Below are 22620 nucleotides of genomic sequence, written 5' to 3'. Positions count from 1 at the left end.
CGTGGACATTATCGTAGCGGACCATTTGGTAAGACAGTTTGATTCCAAAAAAAAGCCAACTGGCTCATTCAAGCTGCTGAAAGCCGTCTTCTCCTTGAAAAAAGAGAGTAAAAATGTAGTGGACAACGTGTCATTCACTGTACGGAAGGGGGAAATCGTAGGCTATATCGGACCGAACGGGGCGGGAAAGTCAACCACTATCAAGATGCTCTCCGGTGTGCTCGTGCCCACTTCGGGAACCGTTCTCGTTAAAGGGTTGGAGCCGTATAAGAACCGTAAGCAGCACGCAGGGCATATCGGCGTCGTGTTCGGACAGCGCACCCAGCTGTGGTGGGATTTGCCGCTGATTGAGTCATTCAAGCTGCTTGGCAAAATATACGATGTTCCGAAAGAGCGATTTCAGCGCAATCTGGAGATGTTCACCGATATTCTTGACATGTCATCCTTCCTTTCAACCCCGGTCCGCCAATTGAGCCTGGGGCAAAGAATGCGCGGAGATATTGCCGCAGCTCTGCTGCATGAGCCGGAAATTCTATTCCTCGACGAACCGACAATCGGCCTGGACATCATGGCCAAGGAAAAAATCCAATCCTTTCTGCAAAAGATCAACAAAGAGAAAGAAATCACCATCATCTTAACGACTCACAACATGGACGATATCGAAAAATTATGCCATAGAGTTATCTTCATCGACAAAGGGCAAATCCTGTTCGATGGCAGTGCGGAGGTCATGACCGCTGAGTTTGGAGGCTTTCGCTATCTTGTCGTGGATGCGCCGAATTGGGACGAAGCCGCTTGGAACGGGCCGCCCGTCGAACGAAGGGAAGACAACCAGCTGTTCTTCCGGATTGAAGACGACAAGCAGGTAGCCTCCATGATCAAGCAGCTCACCGACCTGCTCGATATCCATAATCTGACCGTCCAAGAGCCCAAAATCGACGACGTGATCAAACAGTTATACCAAAGGATCGATCACTAGATTCGCATGAATTTGATGCAAAAAGCCGCCGAATACCCGAAAGGGTTCGGCGGCTTTGCTTTAGTTATAGATAAACCTTAAGCCCGCCGTCTGCTGGAAACATCCATCCAATCGGGAATCCAGCCCCGCTCCAAATCATCGAGCGTCTTCCCTGGAGCAACAATCGTATCAATGGCATCAAGCAGATCAGAGCTTAACTTAATATCAACGCCTGCCAATGATCCTTGAAGCTGTTCGAGAGTACGCGGTCCAATAATGGTAGAAGTAATAGATGGATGCGCTTGAGTGAAAGCGACAGCCATGTGGGGAAGAGTGATCCCGGCCTCGGCTGCAAGTCCTTGCAATTGGTTAATGATTTCGAACTTCACGCGATTTTCCTCACGAGTCGGGTCAACAATACTTCCCAGGAAAGTACCTTGAAAACGGGCGGCGCGAGAATCAGACGAAGCGGCCTGACCTTTAGAGTATTTTCCTGTGAGCAAGCCTCCTGACAGCGGACTCCATACAAGCACGCCCATGCCGTATTTTCTCGCCACTTCAAGAACGTCAAGCTCAATGCTGCGGTTCAGGATCGAATAAGGAGGCTGCTCGCTTGAGAAGCGCGCCAGATTGCGGCGTTCACTTACCCCCTGCGCTTCGGCAATCTGCCAAGCCTGAAAAGTGGAGGAGCCGATATAGCGGATTTTCCCTTCCTGAACAAGATCGGTTAATACGCCAAGCGTCTCTTCAATATCGGTTTGCGGGTCCGGACGATGGAGCTGATAAAGGTCAATATGGTCGGTTTGAAGCCGGCGCAAGCTGTTTTCGACTTCTTGTCTGATCCACAATCGTGAACTTCCGCTTTGATTCAGCCCTTTTCCCATTGGCATTCCGACTTTTGTTGCAAGCACAACCTCGTTACGCCGGCCCTTTAATGCTTTCCCGACAATTTCTTCTGAACCGCCGGCCGCATAGACGTCAGCTGTGTCTATGAAGTTGATGCCATTACCGATAGCAGTATCCACGATTTGAATACATTCTTCTTCGTTCGTGTTTCCCCATGATCCAAATGCGCCTGTACCCAAGCAAAAATTGCTTACTTTTAGGCCCGTTCGTCCCAAATTCCGGTATTCCATATCAATTACCTTCCAAGGCTTTAATCAGTTCTTCTGTGGTAAAAATTTCATGGACGATAGTCGGACCGTTGATCTCATGCGCCGCATGCATCGCCTCCCGGCTAAAGGCCGCTGTCGCATCCTTAACAAGAGTGACATGGTAGCCGAGTTCCATTCCAAATCTTGCGGTTGATTCAATGCATGTATTCGCCAGCATACCAATGATGATAATTTTGCTAACGCCATGCATTTTAAGCTGATGATCCAGGTCCGTGTTCGCAAAGCCGCTTTGAGACCAATGCTCTTTGATGATAATGTCGCCTTCCTGCGGCTGGAAATCGGGGTGAAACTCGCCTCCCCAGGTGCCTTTGGCAAAAGGCTGTGCTTTGGCTGAAGCGAGCTGATAAGGCGTCGGATATTTCCATGTTGAAAAATCTCCCGGTTCAAAGCGGTGATGCGGTACGAAAAACACCTGAATGCCCGACTTGCGGACTGCGTCTACGATTTCTTTCAGATGCTCCAGCATGTTCACGGATTCCGCCACTTCTTTGGCATAGGGGTAGAGCTTGCCTTCGGAAGCCAGGAAGTCATTATACGGGTCCACCAGAAGAAGTCCTGTATTCGTGCTATCATATTTTTTGTCCGTCATTTTAAACACTCCTAATTTATGTTTATGATTTCATTAACCCTCGATCTCGTTGCGCATATTTATGGAGCAAGTACAGGGAAATAAGGGGCAGCACGCAAAGTCCGAGATAAATGTTTTGAAACACGTTTGCCATCTCCATGCCCTTTTGCAGCACAATCAGCATCCCCGTAATGCCTACCCCGAACGCGCCTCCGAAGAAGCCGCCCAGTTGATTCATCCCCATACCCGCCCCCATGTGTTCTATCGAAAGATACTGCGATATTTCATTGGAATTACTGGCGGTAAGACTGGAAAATCCGAGACTCATAAAAAAATAACTGATGAGAACACCGTAGATGGAAAGACTTGCTACAGTTGCAAACAGGACGACGGAAAGCAATAGAAAACCTGCCCCCCATCTGGAGACGATGCCGTTTCCGAACCGATCGATGATTTTTCCTATTTTTCTTGAAGCGAACGCAGTAACAATCGCACCCGGGAAAATAATCAATCCTATTTCCATCGGACTCCGGTGAAAGACTTGAGCCAGCAGAATCGGCATACCGAACAGCGTGGCGAAATTGATGAAATACGCGGTGAAACTGACCGATAGCAGCTGTGTGAAACCTTTCTGGCGAAGTAAATCCGGATGGATAAACGGCGAACGGATTCGATTGATATGCCACCACAACAGCCCCATCGTAATTAGACTAATAAGAAGCGGCCAAGGAGCGAAAGTCGTAACAAACAGTAAAAAACCCGTAATCGAGGCCGCCACCAGCAGGCTTCCGACGATATCAAATTGGACGGACTTTTTCTCTTCCATAGGCACATGTCTGTTAAAAACTGGAACGATAAACAAAACTGCGGCTGTCATGACAAAAAGGAAGTTCCATCCGAGATACTGTGTCAGGGCTCCCCCGACCACCGGTCCCAATCCGAATCCAAGTGATGTGCCTGAAGCAATGAAGGACATGGCGCTGCCTCTTCGTTCTTGCGGGATATACCTGGAGAACAGCACATAACCTAGCCCAGGAAAAGCCGCAGCCCCTATCGCCTGAAAAATCCGGGCAACCATCAATAGAATAAAGGTATGGGCGAAGTATCCGAGCAATGAGGAAAGCACCAGTAAAAAGGCGCCGAACAGAACCATTTTACGGATCGGTAAAAAATCGGTCAGCCGGCTGTAAGTAATGGTTGCTATCCCAAAAATAATGGAATATGCGGTTACAATCCATGAAGCAACCGTTGGCGTCAACGAAAATTCATGAGCTACTCTGGGGAGAGCCACATTAAACATCGTCGTATTCATGACCACGAGCATCGCGGCCAAACTCCAAAAGGGGACGATTAATTTCTCATTAAACGATTTTTCTCTTGTATTGAGTATCTCTATATCAGATATGGCTTCCATAAAAATACCTCCTGTATGGTTAATATGACGATCAACAGTGCCCCATCTTTTGAGAACGATCATTCTTATAAGCTTAAAAAAAATTTTAGTCCAATATGGCCAGCGTCATGTCAATTATGCTTTCCAGCTTCTGTTTGTCATTCGTTGTTTTCACTAATACCCGCAAGCCTGTCAACGAGTTGAATAGATATTGGGAAAGTTTCACGGCGTCGTACTGTCCGGAAATTTCTCCTGTGTCTTGACCGTGCGTTATTAGCTCGCAAAGAAGGCTCTCCGTTTTGGCAAAATGCTCATTGACTTTAGCCGCTGCTTCCGGGTCCAGCAAGGCAAGCTCACACGCTGTATTGACAACCAAGCACCCTGGAGGCCGAACATCCCCCACGCTAATTGCCATTTCGAAAATAGAACGGATCGCCTGTTTCACGGATGTTTGATCCTGAATACGGGCGTCGAGCGAAGCTCCCACCGACTCATTGTAATGCTCCATTGCTTTCATAAATAAAGCATGCTTGTCTCCGAACGTATCATACATGCTTCGTTTATGGACACCCATCGTTTCCACTAGATCTTTCATAGAGGTTTTCTCATACCCTTGACTCCAAAACAAGTGCATCGCTTTTCGTAATACGGTATCAATATCAAACTCTTTGCTTCTAGCCATATTTCTTCACCCCTGCCTCCTTGCAAAAACATCATAACATATTGAGAACGATCGGTAAAGAATTTAAAGGAAAAAATTTCAGTCCCCCTATGCCTGCCCCTCTTCATACGAAAAAACCCATCCGCGATATCTGCGGACAGGCACTTCTCCCGGGTGAATCTTAAGTTATATGAGGCGGCAGTTCATCACGGATGAAACGACTGCGGGCTGCCGTGCAGGACTCCGGCGTCGTGATGAACGACAGATAAAGCCAGCACCACATCGTATATCGCAAGCTCCAGATCATGGGCGCTGAGCACTCCAATTCTTAACGAGCTTCCTTCTGTCTTATGTTTCGCCATATACTGGCCTCCGTTTCATATAGTATCGATTATACCGCGATGACTTCGACGGCGGCCGCTCCGCTTCCCTTGGAGAAATCCAGCACCTTCAGTTCCCGGGCGTCCACCTTATAGAGCGCTGTATCCTGCAGCTCACCTTTCTCCACTCTCTCTTTAAAGCGGGGATTGCGGCTGCTCAGCCGCTGAATCGCCCGGTCGATCTCGGCCGGTTCGGTAATCGCCTCGGCTGTCCCGTGTACAGAAACATTTACAAAACTTGATAATTCCTGATTCTCATGCTGGAAGAAAAGGACGATCTTCGGATTCTCCTGAATCTGCTCGACCTTCTTGCTGTTCTTCTGTGTTGAAAAATAAATCGTGTACCCGTCGGCGACAAATGAACCCAAACTTCTCAAAACGGGCGATTGATCGTTGTTAACCGTCGCCAATACAACAAAGCGGGTATCATTTAAATATTTCACAATTTGGTTTCTTACTTCTTCACTCATTATCATTCACTCCTTGTGATATTGTGATATTCAGATATGCTGTACCGTACGCAAACGGCCCAACTGACTTCTGCCGGAATGATAGCATCAGGCCGCTGATGACAGACTTTTTTGGGCAATGGCAAAAATCGTATAGTTGCTGAATTTGAGCGATCCGTCTCCGCTGCGATGCTTATCCAGTTCTGCTTCAATATCAACCTTGGCCTGGGGACGAAGCGAGTCTGGAACATGGTTTAAATAGTTGCCGAAGGAACTGGCCTCGATAAAGCGGGTGATCTCCTGAGCGGAGCGGTATTTGCGCTCGACCTCCTTAATTTGCACGTCCCTGACTTTTAACCCGTTGTTCGCGAGCAATTGAACGAGGCTGGTAGTCGTCAGTCCATGAAGATTCTGTGTGCTGTTCGCAAAATTCACCGCCTGCTTGTACAAGCCCCCAGACAGGACACTGTTGGTAATACGGTTAAGTCCGGTTATGCTGTTCAATTCTCTGGCTCCGGTGGCAAAACCGACCTTTCCACCGGGTTTAAGCACCCGGTAAATTTCCTGCAGCGCTTTTTCTTTGTCAATTACCCAGTGAAAAACGGCGTTCAGATAAATGATGTCGATACTGCTGTCTGGAATGAAACCAAGATCCTCGGCCACACCGATCTTGTATGCGGCATTGGCCTGCTGCTTCTTGTCATTGGCGATTTTTACGCGTTCTTCCAGAGGGTCGATGCCCAGAAAACTTCCGGTATCCCCGATAATTTCGCAGATGTGACGGCCCAAACGGCCGGTGCCGCTTCCGATGTCAAGAATCGATTGCCCGGGCTTAACACCCAGCCTCTCAACCAGCAGCGTTCCATTGTTAAATTGTGAATTGCTGATTTCGTCATAAGCTTTTGCAAGATCCTCGCTATCAAACGTAAAATGCACAGTCATGATTTCATCGTTTCCTTTCGGATCAAGATAATTAGCCTACTTTCCCGGAACGCAAAAAGAGGCCTGATTTGAAATCAAACCTCCAGTAGTCTGGTCAGCGAAACAATATCAACTATTCCACTCGGTATTTATGTTATTTCACATATTAGTTGTGCGCCAGCCGATTGTCAATATTTAAATTTTTTAATGAATTCAATCCTACTGTACTCTTCTTCTATACAAATCGATTGACTTATAGCCTTGGGTCAAAATATCCTTCATTTCGGATAATCGTTTCTCCTGAGTCTCACTTCTTTTTGCGCTGTAAACATAACGAGCCCAATCCTTCTGGTAACCAAAGGTTAATTGATTGTATAGATCCAAAATATCCTTATCGTTTTCCAAATAATTCTGAATGTCCGAAATGGATTCGATATAATCGTCAACGCATTGACTGCTCTTGGTGCTGACAGTTTTCTTCATTTTTGGAGCTTGCGACTTCAGGCCGACGACTGTGAACACCTCATCCAGACTGACCATCCTTGAAAATTTCAAACGGCTGTTCTTTACATACCCTTCCTCGTCTACGGGGATATGAACCATAAAGCTATCACGGTCTATGTATTCTTTGTACTTCGGATTATTTTTCTTGGGATAAGCGAAGTACAAATATCCGTCATCATTTAAGGCTTGGTTTTCAATGACGTACTGCAAGTGGCTGCTAAATTGCTCAAGATTAAAAATAAAGATAAAAATCAAATCATATTTCTCTTTTTTGAAGGCAGAATCAAAGTCCAATTCATTAAAATCGGAAACATCTTCAGGTTTATTAAAAATCAGTTTCGAAGGATATTTATTAATATTTAATTTTGTAATTACGCTGTTCTTCGAATTCATGTTCATGAATGAGCCTCCATACCCTCTTATTGTAGTAACTAAGAAATATTATAGCCGAATCCGTATGAAAACTGATAGCTAGGTAATTAATTGGGCTCCTATAGTTGCCTGTCCAACGCTCTTATCAAGGGCAGTCGGCAAATACAAAAAGAAAGAGTTATCCTCCAAGCATCTTCTATTACTTGGAGAATAACTCTTTTATATAACATATGTTAGTTAATCAATTCAGACTTCTGTAGAAGTCTCTGAATAATGGCGGCAACCTCCGCTCTGGTGATGTTATCTTTGGGAGAAAGTTGGCTGCTGTTTCTTCCAGAAATGATTCCTGCTTGCAAGCAGTCGGCAGCACTATTCTTCGCCCACTCGGAAGTCTTATTTGCATCTGCGAATGGACTCAGAACTTCTCCTGCTTCTTTGGACGGGAGCTTTGCTTTTAGGTCTGTAATCGTCATCGCTTTCGCGATGATTGCCATCGCCTGTTCCCTCGTAATCTTGTCGTCCGGACGGAAGGTGCCGTCTTCAAACCCAGTAATCAGATTATAGGCATAGGATGTTTGAATAACATCGTTGTACCAATCCGATTGCTGTACATCCGAAAATGGAGCAGCATTACCCTCCGGCTTCAGTCCCAATCCCCGAATGATGATTGCCGCAAACTCCGCACGAGTAATGTCTTGATCAGGATTGAACATGTCGTTGCCGCTGCCGTTGACGATCATTCGTGAACCCATGTCGTTCACCGCATCTTTTGCCCAATGCTTGGCAACATCCTTGAACTCAAGGGGATGCCAGACAACGGAGTACGTACTGTTCGTCAAACTATTCACTTGTGCGAAGTATTTGCCGTCAACGTTAACGATCTTCGTTGGGACATGGCGGACGGTTCCATCCGGTTCAATCACAACTCCAGTGGTGATTTTTTGGGGATCTATACCATCCGGGATGGCAAGCGTCCGTTCCACATAGGCATTGAATTTGGACACTTCAATTTTAGCATCCCCGTAGATTCCTCTGACCGAGAAGTTAAGCGGCGGGACGACAATCGTGAACTGGCCTTTGGACGCCGAGTTCTCTACGGTCTTTACCGTGTCTGCCGTCGGCGCAGCGATTTCGATCTGTACCTTGATATCCTGAAGCGCTACCGTCTTACCAAGCTGATCCGATAAATTATTAATATTTATCTGCTGGGCAGGTAATGTGTAGGTGGCGTTCTCGGTTTTGATTTCCAGGACCGCCTGTTTTTGCTCCATGTTTTTAACCATCTGGCCGTTCAGTTCGCCAACCACGACATCCGCTTTCGTATTCACCGGTATCGTAATTACCGTATGCTGATCAACTGCTGCAAGGATGTCGTCAAGCTTTTTCGGATCAATCACAACAGTCGTGACCGTTTGGTCATTCACTTTGGTTGTTGTTTCCGTGCCGACAGTCTGCTCCTTGCCATTAACAAGCGCATTGACCCCTGTATTCGTTGGCTCCGGTGTGCTTGGAGCAGTCGGCTCAATAGGTGTACTGCCGCCACCGTCACTGGACGGTGCCAGCGGTGTAACGGCATTGGAGACAGCAGATGCAACACTGCCGCCAGCGTTATTAATTGCTTTTACCGTAAACGTGTAAGTCGTTCCATTCTGCAGTCCTGTTATTGTAATGGGACTGGCTGTTCCTGTCGCTATGATATTGCCTGGCGAAGAAGTGACCTCGTAACCAGTAATTGCACTTCCGCCGTTATCTACAGGAGCCGTAAAAGTAATGGTCGCTTGACCATCGCCTGCTGTGGCAATGATGTCTGTCGGCGAAGCTGGGACTGTCTTCGGTGTTGCGCTTACTTGGTTGGAAGCGGCGCTGTCTCCTCCCGGATTTGTCGCTTTGACCACAAAATAATACGTCTTTCCATTAGTCAGTCCCGTTACGTTATAGGTATATACAGAACTCTGAACAGTAGCCACTTCTGCTCCATAGGTACCAGAAGTTACACTTTGATAAATTTTATAACCCGTTGAATCATTTACTGGACTCCAGTTGAGAGTTACCTCTGCATTACCAGCTATAGCTGATTTCAACACAGGGACTCCTGGTGAGACAGGCGTCGTGTCGCTCACAGTAATCGCGAGCGTCTGCGGCGCTCCCGCACTGAAAGCAAACGTCAGATTGGTCGTGCCTTCCGGTTGCGTCGCCAAGTACTCTTTCTTGATCTTCACCGTGCTGCCGCTTACCGTGTAGTCCGTGTTCGCGATCAGCGCGGTGCTGCCGTTCTGGATGCCGCTCAGAGTATTGCCCTTCAATGTCAGTGTTGTTGTCACATCCGCATACCCTGCCGATGCCGCGTATTTGTCAAAGCTCGCGCTCGTCGGCGATATCACGCTGTTCTGCGGCGTCGTGTCGCTCACTGTAATCGCAAGCGTCTGCGGCGCTCCTGCGCTGAAGACAAATTTCAGGCTGGTGGTGCCTTCCGATTGCGTCGCCAAATACTCTTTCTTAATCGTCACTGTGCTGCCGCTTACCGTGTAGTCCGTGTTCGCGACCAGCGGTGTGCTGCCATTATCAATACTACTCAGCGTATTGCCGTTCAGCGTCAGTGTGGTTGTCACATCCGCATGGCTACCCGATGCCGCGTACTTGTCGAAGCTCGCACTCGTCGGTGAAATCACGCTGTTCTGCGGCGTCGTGTCGCTCACTGTAATCGCAAGCGTCTGCGGTGCTCCGGCGCTGAAGGCGAACGTCAGGCTCGTTGTACCTTCCGGTTGCGCCGCCAAGTATTCTTTCTTGATCTTCACCGTGCTGCCGCTTACCGTGTAGTCCGTGTTCGCGATCAGCGCGGTGCTGCCGTTCTGGATGCCGCTCAGAGTATTGCCCTTCAATGTCAGTGTTGTTGTCACATCCGCATACCCTGCCGATGCCGCGTATTTGTCAAAGCTCGCGCTCGTCGGCGATATCACGCTGTTCTGCGGCGTCGTGTCGCTCACTGTAATCGCAAGCGTCTGCGGCGCTCCCGCACTGAAGGCGAACGTCAAGCTCGTTGTGCCTTCCGGTTGCGTCGCCAAGTACTCTTTCTTAATCGTCACTGTGCTGCCGCTTACCGTGTAGTCCGTGTTCGCGACCGGCGGTGTGCTGCCATTATCAATACTACTCAGCGTATTGCCGTTCAGCGACAGCGTGGTCGTCACATCCGCATAGCCTGCCGATGCCGCGTACTTATCGAAGCTCGCGCTCGTCGGCGATATCACGCTGTTCTGCGGCGTCGTGTCGTTCACTGTAATCGCCAGCGTCTGCGGCGCTCCCGCGCTGAAGGCGAACGTCAGGCTCGTTGTGCCTTCCGATTGCGTCGCCAAATACTCTTTCTTAATCGTCACTGTGCTGCCGCTTACCGTGTAGTCCGTGTTCGCGACCAGCGCGGTGCTGCCGTTCTGGATGCCGCTCAGTGTATTGCCCTTCAGTGTCAGTGTGGTTGTCACATCTGCATAACCTGCCGATGCCGCGTACTTGTCGAAACTCGCACTCGTCGGCGTGATCAGGCTGTTCTGCGGCGTTGTGTCGCTTACCGCAATCGCAAGCGTCTGCGGCGCTCCTGCGCTGAAGACAAATTTCAGGCTGGTGGTGCCTTCCGATTGCGTCGCCAAATACTCTTTCTTAATCGTCACTGTGCTGCCGCTTACCGTGTAGTCCGTGTTCGCGACCAGCGGTGTGCTGCCATTATCAATACTACTCAGCGTATTGCCGTTCAGCGACAGCGTGGTCGTCACATCCGCATAGCCTGCCGATGCCGCGTACTTATCGAAGCTCGCGCTCGTCGGCGATATCACGCTGTTCTGCGGCGTCGTGTCGCTCACTGTAATCGCAAGCGTCTGCGGCGCTCCCGCACTGAAGGCGAACGTCAAGCTCGTTGTGCCTTCCGGTTGCGTCGCCAAGTACTCTTTCTTGATCTTCACCGTGCTGCCGCTTACCGTGTAGTCCGTGTTCGCGATCAGCGCGGTGCTGCCGTTCTGGATGCCGCTCAGAGTATTGCCCTTCAATGTCAGTGTTGTTGTCACATCCGCATACCCTGCCGATGCCGCGTATTTGTCAAAGCTCGCGCTCGTCGGCGATATCACGCTGTTCTGCGGCGTCGTGTCGCTCACTGTAATCGCAAGCGTCTGCGGCGCTCCCGCACTGAAGGCGAACGTCAAGCTCGTTGTGCCTTCCGGTTGCGTCGCCAAGTACTCTTTCTTAATCGTCACTGTGCTGCCGCTTACCGTGTAGTCCGTGTTCGCGACCGGCGGTGTGCTGCCATTATCAATACTGCTCAGTGTATTGCCCTTCAGTGTCAGCGTAGTCGTCACATCTGCATAACCTGCCGATGCCGCGTACTTGTCGAAGCTCGCGCTCGTCGGCGTGATCAGGCTGTTCTGCGGCGTCGTGTCGCTCACTGTAATCGCAAGCGTCTGCGGCGCTCCCGCGCTGAAGGCGAACGTCAGGCTCGTCGTACCTTCCGGCTGCGCCGCCAAGTATTCCTTCTTGATCGTCACCGTGCTGCCGCTTACCGTGTAGTCCGTGTTCGCGACCAGCGCCGTGCTGCCGTTCTGGATGCCGCTCAGCGTATTGCCGTTCAGCGTCAGCGTGGTTTCCACATCCGCATACCCGGCTGATGTCTCGTACTTATCGAAGCTCGCGCTCGTCGGCGTGATCAGGCTGTTCTGCGGCGTCGTGTCGCTCACCGCAATCGCCAGCGTCTGCGGCGCTCCCGCACTGAACGTGAACGTCAAGCTCGTCGTACCTTCCGGCTGCGCCGCCAAGTATTCCTTCTTGATCGTCACCGTGCTGCCGCTTACCGTGTAGTCCGTGTTCGCGACCAGCGCCGTGCTGCCGTTCTGGATGCCGCTCAGCGTATTGCCGTTCAGCGTCAGTGTTGTTGTCACATCCGCATACCCCGCCGATGCCGCGTACTTATCAAAGCTTGCACTCGTCGGCGAAATCACGCTGTTCTGCGGTGTAATCGTATAACTTTCGCTCATCACAGCACTATCACTCAGCCCTGCTTTCACCGCAATCGCCTTGATCGTCATCGCAGTGCTTACAGGAATCGGCGCACTATACAACTGACTGCTGCTTGTGGGGCTGCTGCCGTCCGTTGTGTAGTAAATCGCCGCTCCGCCAGTGCTTGTGGACAGCGCTACTGTTGTGCCTGCTGCGACCTCCCCACCAGGAGGGTTCGCAATTGGTGCCAAAGCTTCAGTAGTAACCCCTCCTGTGGTTGAATTGCCCGAGGAAATATTCGAAATAAAAATACCCGATGGGACACTATCATCGTCCGTATTGGCAACAGCGATCCGAAGAGTATGTACCGCACGATTGGGATCAAGCAGACCTACCAGTGTTTGGGGAGGCGACCATGAATTCCAACCCGATAAAATGGGAGAACTATAGTTATTGAGATTTGCCCCTTGATTGACACGCAAGATCGAACCGTTTGGCATAAACGCATAGTTAACATCATCAACGAAGACAGCCGCGACATCATAATCAGAAGTGTAACCTTCCTGACTCGCAAAAATAAAATCTACCGCAATCGATGTCTTCCCCTCAGGTACGGTGAATTGAAACTGAAGTGCCGTTGCGTTGGTAACTTGACTAAAATTATTTGCTCCTGTCAGCACATCCTGGAGCTGTTGATCGTCATAAGCGGCTCCTGATCCGCCAGTAGAATTAATAAAGATACCTTGATTAAGCGTCAGACGAGTGCTGTCCGGTAAAGTTCCCGCATCCAGCTTGGAATACGTTGAAGTGTCTTTTAACAATCCCTTTAGCGTTTCCGAGTCCGGCACCACACTGATTGGAGATCCTTGAATGAGATGGTTAACCAATTGCTGGGCACTTGTCCCTGGCGTGAAATCATTAACCGGATCTGCGGCATAAACTTTGCTGTTCAGCGGGAGCCAAGAACTAACAAGCAATAATAATGCCCCGAATAAAGAAAAGCTTTTTCTGAATCTGTTCATTTTCATCCCAAACCACCTGTCATATTTGGTATTGAATCTTCGCACATATTCCCGCCTTCTATTTTGTCAATCTCCTTTCGTCCTATTTATATTTCTACTTGTTTCTACATTTTTCACAAAACCGATTATAGCAAAGGCCTCTAAACCGATTCTAAAACGAATAAAGCCCCAGGACCTCATAAAGAAGGGCCAAAGGGCTTATCATTAAACGTACTGATTATAGATACTTGTCGTTTCCTGACTGGGCTCAATTCCAAGGTCTGTATGCAGGAGCTGCACAAAGGCTTCGTAGTAACGGCTCAGTGAAGCAAAATCTCTCTGGAGAGCATAATTGGCAAGCACGAGACGGCATATCTCTTCCGAGTAGGGGGCTTTTTGCTGAGCAAAATGGAGCCGCTCAAGCGCTTTTCGTTCAAAACCATGTCCCATATCATAAGCTGCGATCCTCATCACGGTATTCAAATAACGTTCCAGCAAGTTGCTCCTAAGGGTCTCCGCCCAAGGATAATCATATCCTTCCAGGTAATCGCCGCGGTAGAGTACAATGATATTTTCATAAAAGAGCCGGTTCTGTTCGGTAATGGCAGGCTCCCGATCAGTTGCCCGCTCAAACTCCGATACATCGAACAGGATTCCATCTATAACAAGACGGTAGCTATCCAGAGCGTACTCTACGGATATTTGGCCCTGCCACTCTTTGACCAGCTTTCGAATCTGGGATACGGTGGTATGTAAATAGGTCATTGCCTTATCCTTGGGATAATCGGGCCAAAGTGTTTCGAGCAGGATTTCCTTGGAAATCCACCGCTCCCGATGATGAAGCAAATAAGCAAACAACTCTTGAGCTTTCGCCGTTTTCCATTTTAACTGCCTGTCATTACCCGCACCGTCATCAAAAGACAAATGGCCAAAGCAGCGCACCCTCCAATTGCCGAAGGTTTTCATTGTGCTGACCGGGATACTCCGTTCGATATAATTCAGCGTCTTAGCAATACGATCCGGGTCAATCGGCTTTAATACATAGTCAAGCGCATGAATTTCGAAGGCTTCAATGGCATACTCCGAATATGCTGTTACATAGACGATGCGAATGTCACTGTTCAATTGCTGAATGTGTTCCCCCGCTTCCAGCCCGTTCATCTCAGGCATGTCCATATCGAGAAAAACAACATCCACTTTGGATCTGGCCAGATGCTCGAGCCCTGCTCGGGCAGATGTATATTTTCCTTCGACTTGGAATCGTCCATCGGTGAGCAGCATCATTTCCAGATACATCAGGGCAGGCTTTTCATCGTCAATCAGTATGCATGTTAGGATAAAGCTCCCTCCTCTCCTTGGTGGTAACCGCCGGAAGTTTCTTTAGGTATCTCAAAGTAAACCTCAGTTCCCTGAAGCGGCCGGCTCTCCACTTGCAAGCCCCTCCCATACAGCGACAGAAGTCTCCGGTCAATATTCATTAGCCCTACACCCGAGCCTGATTGCCCCAACAAAATCATATCCAGCTGCTCCCTCGGCATCCCTATCCCATCATCCTTTACCGTCACCTTGATCGTCTGATCGGTTTCCTGAATGGTCAGTTGAATGGTGCCGCCTGCCGCTTTTTTCATAATTCCATGCCTGACCGCATTCTCTACGATCGGTTGAATGGTAAGAGGTGGAAGGAGGGTGTTCATCGATGCGTGAATGTCATAGGATACCTTCAGGCGTTCCTCGAAACGCGCGCTTTCCAAAGATAAGAAGGCCTTGACCAGCTCTAATTCTTTATGAAGCGGAATAAGCTTGTCGCGGTTCTGAAAGTCGAAGCTTCCCCGTAAATATTTGCTTAAATCCAGAAGCAGCTCGGTTGTCTTGGATGATTCAACTTTGGACATATAGATGATCGTGTTTAGAGCATTATACAAAAAATGCGGTTTAATCTGCGCCTGTAAAAATGCCATCTCTGTGCGCACTGCGTTCTGGACGGATCGGCGAAGCGTAATTAAGGTGCGTACTCGCGCCCTTAGCTCTATTGCTTCAACGGGTTTGCTCAGATAATCATTAATTCCCGATTGAAAGGCAAGCTCAATATCATCCGCGCGGCTTCGCGCCGTCAGCATCAGAACCGGAAGCCTGGAAAGCGGAAATTTCAATCGAATCTCCCTGCACAGTTCCAGGCCCGACATCCCCGGCATCATCCAATCGGTAATGACCAGATCGATATTTCGGTTTAAAGACAATTGCTTGAGTGCAGCAGTCCCTTCATGGGCAGCAATAACATGGTAGTTGTCTACGGAAAGGATATCCGTTAATACTTGCAGATTTACAGGGTCATCGTCCACAATCAACAAAGTACCCTCCACAGGCTTGTTATCCGATGCAGCAGCCACTTCTGTCAAGGCAGTTGGCCCCCGGCCAATGAAGGTGACTTGTGTTATTCCGGTCTTAGAATCGGGAGAACGGGTGATGTCCGCCACAGGAACCGTAAAGTAAAATACCGATCCTTTATCCGGCTCGGATTCCACCCAAATCCGGCCGCCTCCAAGTTCTACGAGTTTCTTGGTAATGCTTAATCCAAGCCCCATCCCAAGGAAGGCAGGGTCTACCGGCTTTCCAATCTCCCCGAATGGCAGGAATATCGTATCATGTCGTTCAGCAGCAATTCCTATTCCGGTGTCCGCTACTGCAATCTTCACTTCCCGGCCACAATCTTCGGCAGAAACCGTAATAGTTCCTTCAGCCGTAAATTTAATGGCGTTTCCCAATAAATTATACAAAATTTGCTGGAAGCGATTTTCATCGGCATTCAGAAGCGGCAGTTTTTCAGGCCACTCCTGCACAAACTGCAATCTTTTGCCGCTGCCGGTTGTAAAGGTAAGGATATCGAGAACCGCCGAAACGACGGGCCGAAGATCTACCGGACGCTGCGCAAGGATAATGTCGCCATTCTTCAGCCTGGCCCAGTCCAGAATATCATTAACGAGTAAGGATAGCCGTTTTCCTGTCGCTGCAATCATGGAAAGATGGCGCTGCTGCTTCGGATTCAGTTCACCCGCCACCCCTTCCAGCAGAGAAGACGACATATTTACAATTCCGTGGAGCGGTGTACGCAGCTCATGAGACGTACTGGCCATGAATTCGTCCTTCAGCCCGTCAAGCGTCAGAAGCTTTTGCGACAGCTGCTCTACTTCATGGAAAGAATTCGCGGATCTAAAGGCGGACTGCAGCGCTTGTGCGATAAGAAAGAGCAGTATACCGTAAGAGCTCAGCAGCTGACTCTCCAGCTTGCCATATACATTCAGCAGACTGACAATAATGACGATAAGCAGGCTTAAAATATTTACAAGCATGAAGTACCTGTCAGCGGTGCGCAAACGCAAGTTTTTTATCATCATATAGATGATATATCCCAAAATGAACATAGACCATACGAGCCAGACCCCATCCCACTTGGAGAACAGGAGAGTAGGAACACATAACGCCACAATCATGTCGATCCCGGTTATCCACCTGCACAGCAGCATCACAGGTCTGTGAACGGCTGTCGGGGAGTATACCGCAACATAATGAACGACGCAAAAGTACACTCCCACAGAAGCTATCATCTGTAGTCTTAATACCGCATCATAAGGAAGAGCGGGAAATAGGTCTCCTATGACCTTCTCGCCATGAGTCAGCACATAAATACAGGCGAATAATGAAATCCCTCCCAAATACAAAAGGGAAGTCTCCTGTCTTCGCAATCGATACAGCAGCAGAAAGTAAATGGTTGAGGCCAGGAAGCCGAATGCGATCAGCGAGTCGCCAAAAAATTCGGTTTTTTCAATATTCATTATCGTTTTGTAGTCACCAAGCGAGATAGGGTATACCATCCCTCCCGATGAATAGCTGTAGTTGGCAATTTGCACAAGGATTTCAATTTCGCCTCCATTTATAGAAGCAAACCCGGCATAGGGTATATTGCGCTGCACACCTTCCTTGCTCGATATAGCAGGGTCACCGCTCGCTCCGACCTCGGTCCCGTTAATAAATATCCGGTTCGCAGACCGAATATTATCCGTTTTGATGCCGTAAATCTTATTTTCGTGCTCCGGCACAAGAACTCGCAGGCGATACGTCGCGTAACCAGTAGCCTTCGGGCTGCCGGCGCTGCCCATATAGCTATTCCAGATGCCTGGTACATGAACGAGACCCGTAAGCTCCGGTGTCTTGCCAGGAGACGAATGAGCCGTTTGAAAGCTTTCCGGGGTCAGCAGTTGATCGCGGTAAAATTCCCATTCACCTTTAAGCGGAACAGCCCCATTCGCCTGAAAATCCCATTTCCGCAAATCCAGCACCCCTCCTTGCGACGAAGAATGCTGAGAGGCTGTGTGCATATAGTTAAATATCCAGAATACGGGAATAACAAGAAGAAGTATTACGGTTAATAACACAGTCGGCCACTGTTTACGCATCAATTCTCTCCAAAATAATAGATTTTACTTTCTGGGGAAACGAAGTGCAGTCGCATTATACCTTATAATCGGTTGCCTTTGAAGTATCTTTAAGCAATAAGCAAAGTCCTAATCTTGTAGAAACTCCCGGCAGTTCCGCTCGGAGCTCGACCACAGCAAAAAGACATCACCACGAAGTATGATGACGCCTTTGCCGAGGGAGCCTAAGTTCTCCGATATTTAATTTAGAATGGAGCTTGGAGAACCTCAACCCTGGCCTCATTATCTGCCCGCTTTATTACTCGCTGTACTTCTCGCCGTTCTACCGCTTCCTCTGGCCGCTTCCCTTGCCTTGCCGTTTGCCTTCCCATGAGCCGGATTGCCTTGCTTAAACCCTTCGGATTTGGGCTTGCGGTCGCGGTTCGCCTTGGGCTTGACAAGCGTTGACGAGTTCGCAGTTTTAGACGATTTGGACGGTTTAGCAGGTTTAGCGACTGCCGGTTTCGACTGCCTGTCCCTCTTGAGGGACTCCGGAGTCCGCTCCATCCTAAAGGCATGATCCTTTACTTCGGGAATCTTTTTGCCAATTAATTTCTCAATATCCTTAAGAAAGGGGAGTTCTTCGGTTTCGCAAAAAGAAATCGCCGTTCCGCTCAGTCCCGCTCTGCCGGTACGGCCAATCCGGTGAACATAGGTCTCCGGTATCTGGGGCAGATTGTAGTTGATCACATGCGCGAGCTCGTCAATATCAATCCCCCGGGCGGCGATGTCCGTCGCTACCAGCACGCGGGTCGTCCCGTTTTTAAAGTTTCGCAGGGAATTCTGACGGTCCGTTTGCGATTTGTTGCCGTGAATGGCCTGTGCGGTAATGCCCGCTTTGGTCAATTCTCGGGTGACACGGTCCGCGCCGCGTTTGGTCCGTGTAAACACCAAAGCGGAAACAATCGTTTGATCCTGCAGCAGCCGGTTCAACAGTTTCTGCTTGGTGCCCTTTTCCACCAGATAGAGCAACTGCTTGATACGGTCAACCGTAGACGATACTGGAGTGATTTCAACCTTCACCGGATTCACCAGAAGCGACTTGACCATGTTGGCGATTTCCGGGGGCATCGTTGCCGAGAAGAAAAGCGTTTGTCTTTTGGCGGGCATCTTGGCAATAATCCGCTTCACATCGTTGATAAAGCCCATATCCAGCATTCTATCAGCTTCATCCAGCACCAGAATTTGCACCTTTTGCAGATCCACCCGCTTCTGATTGATCAGGTCGATCAGTCTGCCCGGTGTGGCAATCAGGATATCCGTTCCGAGACCCAGCGCCCTTTCTTGGACTCTTTGGGATACACCGCCAACGACCGCTGTGCAGCGTAAGGAGGTGAACTTACTGTACGCCCCAATATTGTCCGCGATTTGCAGCGCCAGCTCTCTGGTCGGGGTCAGAATCAAGGCGCGGATAGGTCTCGCTGAACCCGATCGGCTTGGCTGCTCATGGAGCAGCTGGATAATCGGCAAAGAAAAAGCGGCGGTTTTCCCCGTTCCGGTCTGCGCACAGCCAAACAAATCTCTGCCGGCCAAAACGGACGGAATAGACTTCTCCTGTATCGGTGTTGGCGTTGTATAATTTTCTTTGTCCAAAGCTTTCAAAAGGGGAGGAATCAGATTCAAATCTTTAAAATTCATGTTATCTCCTTATAGTCGATTTCTTACAGCGTGTCCACAGCACTACTATTAGTCTTGACTAATAATAATATCACACAAAATGAAAAAAGAAGCGTTTTGGCGTCGTCATTGAAAATATTCCTTTAGCCGGTTGCTCCTGCAGCTTTAACGAGCCTAACAAATTGGGTCAATTACGCAGGGAAAATGCCCTTACACTCGTTCGTGACAAACGTATAATGTGGTACATTCGTACACAAAACGTTATGAGAGGATAAATCAGATGATTGAACTAGTCTTAGCTTTTCAGGATAAGGATGGGCAATATGCTGAGCATGCTGGGGTCGTTCTTGCATCAGTTTTCCATAATACGAGTTCCCCCGTTAATGTTCATATTTTGCATGATGAGACTTTAAACGATGATAACAAGCAAAAACTCGTTGAATTAACAACCAGATTTAACCATACGATTAATTTCTATCACATCACTATACCTCAGGATATGCTTCAGGTAATGGCAGGTGTTGGCTCCATTAACGCGTGGACGCAGGCCTGCATGTATCGGCTGCTTCTTCCCGGATTAATTCCGGTGGACAAAATTATTTATTTGGACTGCGACGTTTTGGTAAACATGGACATTACCCAGCTGTGGCAAATTGATTTGGGCAATTATTATTTGGGCGCAATTAAGGATCAGGGCATTATGGAAGTAGCGCAAATTATTAACTCCAAAGGGCTTAATCCAGATCTTTATTTTAATTCCGGGGTTGTTTTATTTTCCTTGAACAATATCCGCAGCAATGCTGGCTGGTACGGTGAAACGCTAAACTTTTTCCGGAACTTCCCCGATACCACCATGCCTGATCAAGATGCATTAAACGTAGTTTACGGAGGAAATTACCTCCCATTGGATTTGCGTTATAACTCGTTCAGCCTAGCCTCAGTTGATCATGACTTTACGAATAAAATTGTCCATTTCGCCGGAATTGAAAAATGCTGGGATGCTAATTCTATAGGCGCAGAACTGTACCGGAATTACCTTAACCTAACGCCGTGGAGTGAACAGCAACCACAAAAAGCAGTGGAAGTACATCCTACTGAGTTCCATCCTGCTGAACCACATCCTACTGTTGTTCAGAAAAATAGGAAACGCAAGAGCGCGAAGAGATATCGGAAACGCATATATAACACAGCCTCCTATAACAGCTTGAAACGAAGAGCACGGAAAGCTTCCCAGGGAAAGCCATTTAAAAGAAGCATAAAGATGAGAGATAGACGAACGAAGATTAGCCTGATTGATCTGCCTAGTTTGAGATTGATCAGACCGATCAGAACCAATAAAGGTAATCCGAACAAGGAGACGGGTTCGACACTGTATTTACCGTTGAGAAAATATTTATAATCCCGCTGGTATCCATTGGATTAACGTTTGTTTTTGCCGAGCCCGCCAAGGGAGTGAAATCTCACGGGTTCCCCCTTTCCGGATCAGATCAATCAAGCCCAAAAAGCCGCGTTCCTGGTGAGACGCGGCTTTTAAATGAGGTCTATAGAACCCTTTGATTTTTTCCACTGTTCATGGTTTCTCAGTACCTTCTTCCACAGATCATCCCGCTCTTGGCTGGAATAGTTAACGAGGTGTTCACCAAAAATATCCCCCAACACTTCAAACCATTGTGATTTTGCGAGTATCTCCATTTTCTCAACACCCGTTTTCTCCCGTTTGCTCCAGATACAACCTCTCAGTTCATTGCTTCCTGTAGCATGCCTATGCTGAATAAGGAACAGATTCATCCAAGGTGAATTCGCTGACCGGCTGTAATAATCATGTTTTGGCTCGAATTCCTCCATATTAAGCACAGCCTCGGGAGCAAAATCCACCCCAATAAATGGAGCCGGAAGATCATGTTCCAATCTCCAACCATTTTTGACTACACCAGACTCCTTGACCCCATAAGTAAAAGGACCCTGCTCATAGGCTCCCGCCTGCAGCGGCAGCGGCTCATAGGGCATATCCCCCAGGCCAACATCAACGATCCATCTCTCTTCCTCTTGCTCTTTGTCCAAGCTTACGGTTAATCCAAGGTGAAAAGAGTCAATCCGAGGATCTTCTCCCACGGGCTGAACGCCGCCCCTATGCCATGAAACCTTATAATCCAAGGAACGAAGCAGTGCGCTAAACGCACCATTGAGGTGAAAACAATAACCGCTTCTACCGTTTATCATAAGCTGCACAGATTCACCAACATGAATTGAAGTCGGTCTTCCGGCAAAAATATCGATGGTTTCCCATGGAATATTTTTCACATGAGCTCTATGAAGTTCAAATAAATAAGATTGGGTAGGCGGCTGCATTTCGTTAATCCCTATTCTTTTTAAATAAGCCTTTATTTCTTCTTTCGATAACATTGATTCTTGTTGCCCCTTTTATAGTCAGGTTACAGTTATTTTGAGATTTTCTTAATAAATAAGTTCACTTCAGCAATATACTTATCTTCTTCCTCATCAGGAATCATGTGTCCAGACTGCAGAAAGTCAACAACTTGGCAAGAAGGAAAGGATTGAGTATACAAATGCAAGGTTTCATCAGAAATATTCGATGGAATAACGGATTCCTTATTTTTACCGACAAAAAGACTTACGGGTAACTGTATTTGCGATAATTGCGGAGAAAAGTCTACTTCCTTCGCATCATTTCCCAGCGCCTCAAGCGCTTCCGAGCGCATGAAGTTTAAAATAGGAACCTGTAAGTAAACAAGTTCACGCCACATTTGTACAGTTTCTGCTGTAAGGCTTCTATGTATAGGTGGTTGGTCCACAAGTATAAGACCCTGCATATTATGTTGATTCTGTATACTCCACCCTAGGGCGTAAGATGCTCCTCTAGAAAATCCTAGCACGCAGTATTTCTGAAGTTCACAATGTTTAACAATCGCTTCAATATCAGTAAGGTGATCCGTAAGATCATAGCCTGATTGGGGCGTCGAGCTTAAACCTCGACCACGAAAGCTAAACGCGACAACATGACTCGAAATCCCAGACAGAAGGGGGATCGCTCTCTCCGCAGGTTCCCATAATCCGCCAATAATCAGAAGTGATGGCACATCAGAAGAAGCAACTCCATTCTCCAGTACATGCAAAGCTACTGATCCATTATTAACAAAATAGCTTCTCATCCGTTATACCT

General features: G+C 48.2%; 16 protein-coding genes. 2 read left to right on the top strand and 14 right to left on the bottom strand.

From position 1 onward, the window contains the following. Position 1 precedes the first annotated feature (1 nt). Positions 2-979: an ABC transporter ATP-binding protein gene (locus KP014_RS12805; protein WP_036592698.1), complete on the top strand. Its 978-nt coding sequence runs from the start codon at positions 2-4 to the stop codon at positions 977-979. A 77-nt stretch (positions 980-1056) separates the two neighbouring features. On the opposite strand, the gene KP014_RS12800 is transcribed toward KP014_RS12805, so the two are convergent. The 12 genes from KP014_RS12800 to KP014_RS12745 all read right to left on the bottom strand — a co-directional run bounded on the left by KP014_RS12800 (position 1057) and on the right by KP014_RS12745 (position 19460). Continuing rightward, the gene (locus tag KP014_RS12800; protein WP_036592696.1) at positions 1057-2094 is read right to left on the bottom strand and encodes an aldo/keto reductase; all 1038 of its coding nucleotides are present in this window, start codon (positions 2092-2094) and stop codon (positions 1057-1059) included. 1 nt (position 2095) lies between these two features. After that, a complete protein-coding gene (locus KP014_RS12795) occupies positions 2096-2722 on the bottom strand; it encodes a cysteine hydrolase family protein (protein WP_036592694.1) in 627 nt (208 codons plus the stop codon). 22 nt (positions 2723-2744) lie between these two features. Next, entirely contained in the window at positions 2745-4115 is a 1371-nt protein-coding gene (locus KP014_RS12790) for an MFS transporter (RefSeq protein WP_063619454.1), read from the bottom strand. Positions 4116-4200: 85 nt separating this feature from the next. After that, entirely contained in the window at positions 4201-4776 is a 576-nt protein-coding gene (locus KP014_RS12785; protein ID WP_036592692.1) for a TetR/AcrR family transcriptional regulator, read from the bottom strand. 185 nt (positions 4777-4961) lie between these two features. After that, the gene (locus KP014_RS12780; RefSeq protein WP_175491941.1) at positions 4962-5117 is read right to left on the bottom strand and encodes a hypothetical protein; all 156 of its coding nucleotides are present in this window, start codon (positions 5115-5117) and stop codon (positions 4962-4964) included. Between the two features lie 29 nt (positions 5118-5146). Beyond that, positions 5147-5605, bottom strand: a complete 459-nt coding sequence (locus KP014_RS12775; protein ID WP_051499730.1) for a pyridoxamine 5'-phosphate oxidase family protein — start codon at positions 5603-5605, stop codon at positions 5147-5149. Positions 5606-5692: 87 nt separating this feature from the next. Further along, positions 5693-6526 carry a class I SAM-dependent methyltransferase gene (locus KP014_RS12770; protein ID WP_036592687.1) on the bottom strand — a complete coding sequence of 278 codons (834 nt, stop codon included), beginning with the start codon at positions 6524-6526 and terminating at the stop codon, positions 5693-5695. A gap of 198 nt (positions 6527-6724) precedes the next feature. Next, the gene (locus KP014_RS12765; RefSeq protein ID WP_343223102.1) at positions 6725-7408 is read right to left on the bottom strand and encodes a YdeI/OmpD-associated family protein; all 684 of its coding nucleotides are present in this window, start codon (positions 7406-7408) and stop codon (positions 6725-6727) included. A 206-nt stretch (positions 7409-7614) separates the two neighbouring features. Then, positions 7615-13374, bottom strand: a complete 5760-nt coding sequence (locus KP014_RS12760) for a X2-like carbohydrate binding domain-containing protein (RefSeq protein WP_216700499.1) — start codon at positions 13372-13374, stop codon at positions 7615-7617. A gap of 204 nt (positions 13375-13578) precedes the next feature. Next, positions 13579-14673: a response regulator gene (locus KP014_RS12755; protein WP_281426471.1), complete on the bottom strand. Its 1095-nt coding sequence runs from the start codon at positions 14671-14673 to the stop codon at positions 13579-13581. Positions 14674-14684: 11 nt separating this feature from the next. After that, a complete protein-coding gene (locus KP014_RS12750; protein ID WP_246590752.1) occupies positions 14685-17687 on the bottom strand; it encodes a hybrid sensor histidine kinase/response regulator in 3003 nt (1000 codons plus the stop codon). 378 nt (positions 17688-18065) lie between these two features. After that, positions 18066-19460 (bottom strand): DEAD/DEAH box helicase, encoded by a 1395-nt coding sequence (locus KP014_RS12745; RefSeq protein WP_051499705.1) that lies wholly within the window; start codon positions 19458-19460, stop codon positions 18066-18068. A 259-nt stretch (positions 19461-19719) separates the two neighbouring features. On the opposite strand from KP014_RS12745, the gene KP014_RS12740 reads away from it, so the two are divergent. Further along, positions 19720-20838, top strand: coding sequence for a glycosyltransferase family 8 protein (locus KP014_RS12740; RefSeq protein WP_036592337.1), 1119 nt, complete (start codon positions 19720-19722; stop codon positions 20836-20838). Between the two features lie 131 nt (positions 20839-20969). On the opposite strand, the gene KP014_RS12735 is transcribed toward KP014_RS12740, so the two are convergent. Together KP014_RS12735 and KP014_RS12730 are read right to left on the bottom strand one after the other, a co-directional pair. After that, positions 20970-21842, bottom strand: a complete 873-nt coding sequence (locus KP014_RS12735) for an arylamine N-acetyltransferase family protein (RefSeq protein ID WP_036592339.1) — start codon at positions 21840-21842, stop codon at positions 20970-20972. Positions 21843-21877: 35 nt separating this feature from the next. Beyond that, positions 21878-22609, bottom strand: a complete 732-nt coding sequence (locus KP014_RS12730; protein WP_036592341.1) for an alpha/beta fold hydrolase — start codon at positions 22607-22609, stop codon at positions 21878-21880. Between the last annotated feature and the right edge of the window lie 11 nt (positions 22610-22620).

The sequence above is a fragment of the Paenibacillus sophorae genome (genome assembly GCF_018966525.1).
GTDB lineage: Bacteria > Bacillota > Bacilli > Paenibacillales > Paenibacillaceae > Paenibacillus_AQ > Paenibacillus_AQ sophorae.
This window is presented reverse-complemented; position numbering and strand designations above follow the sequence as displayed.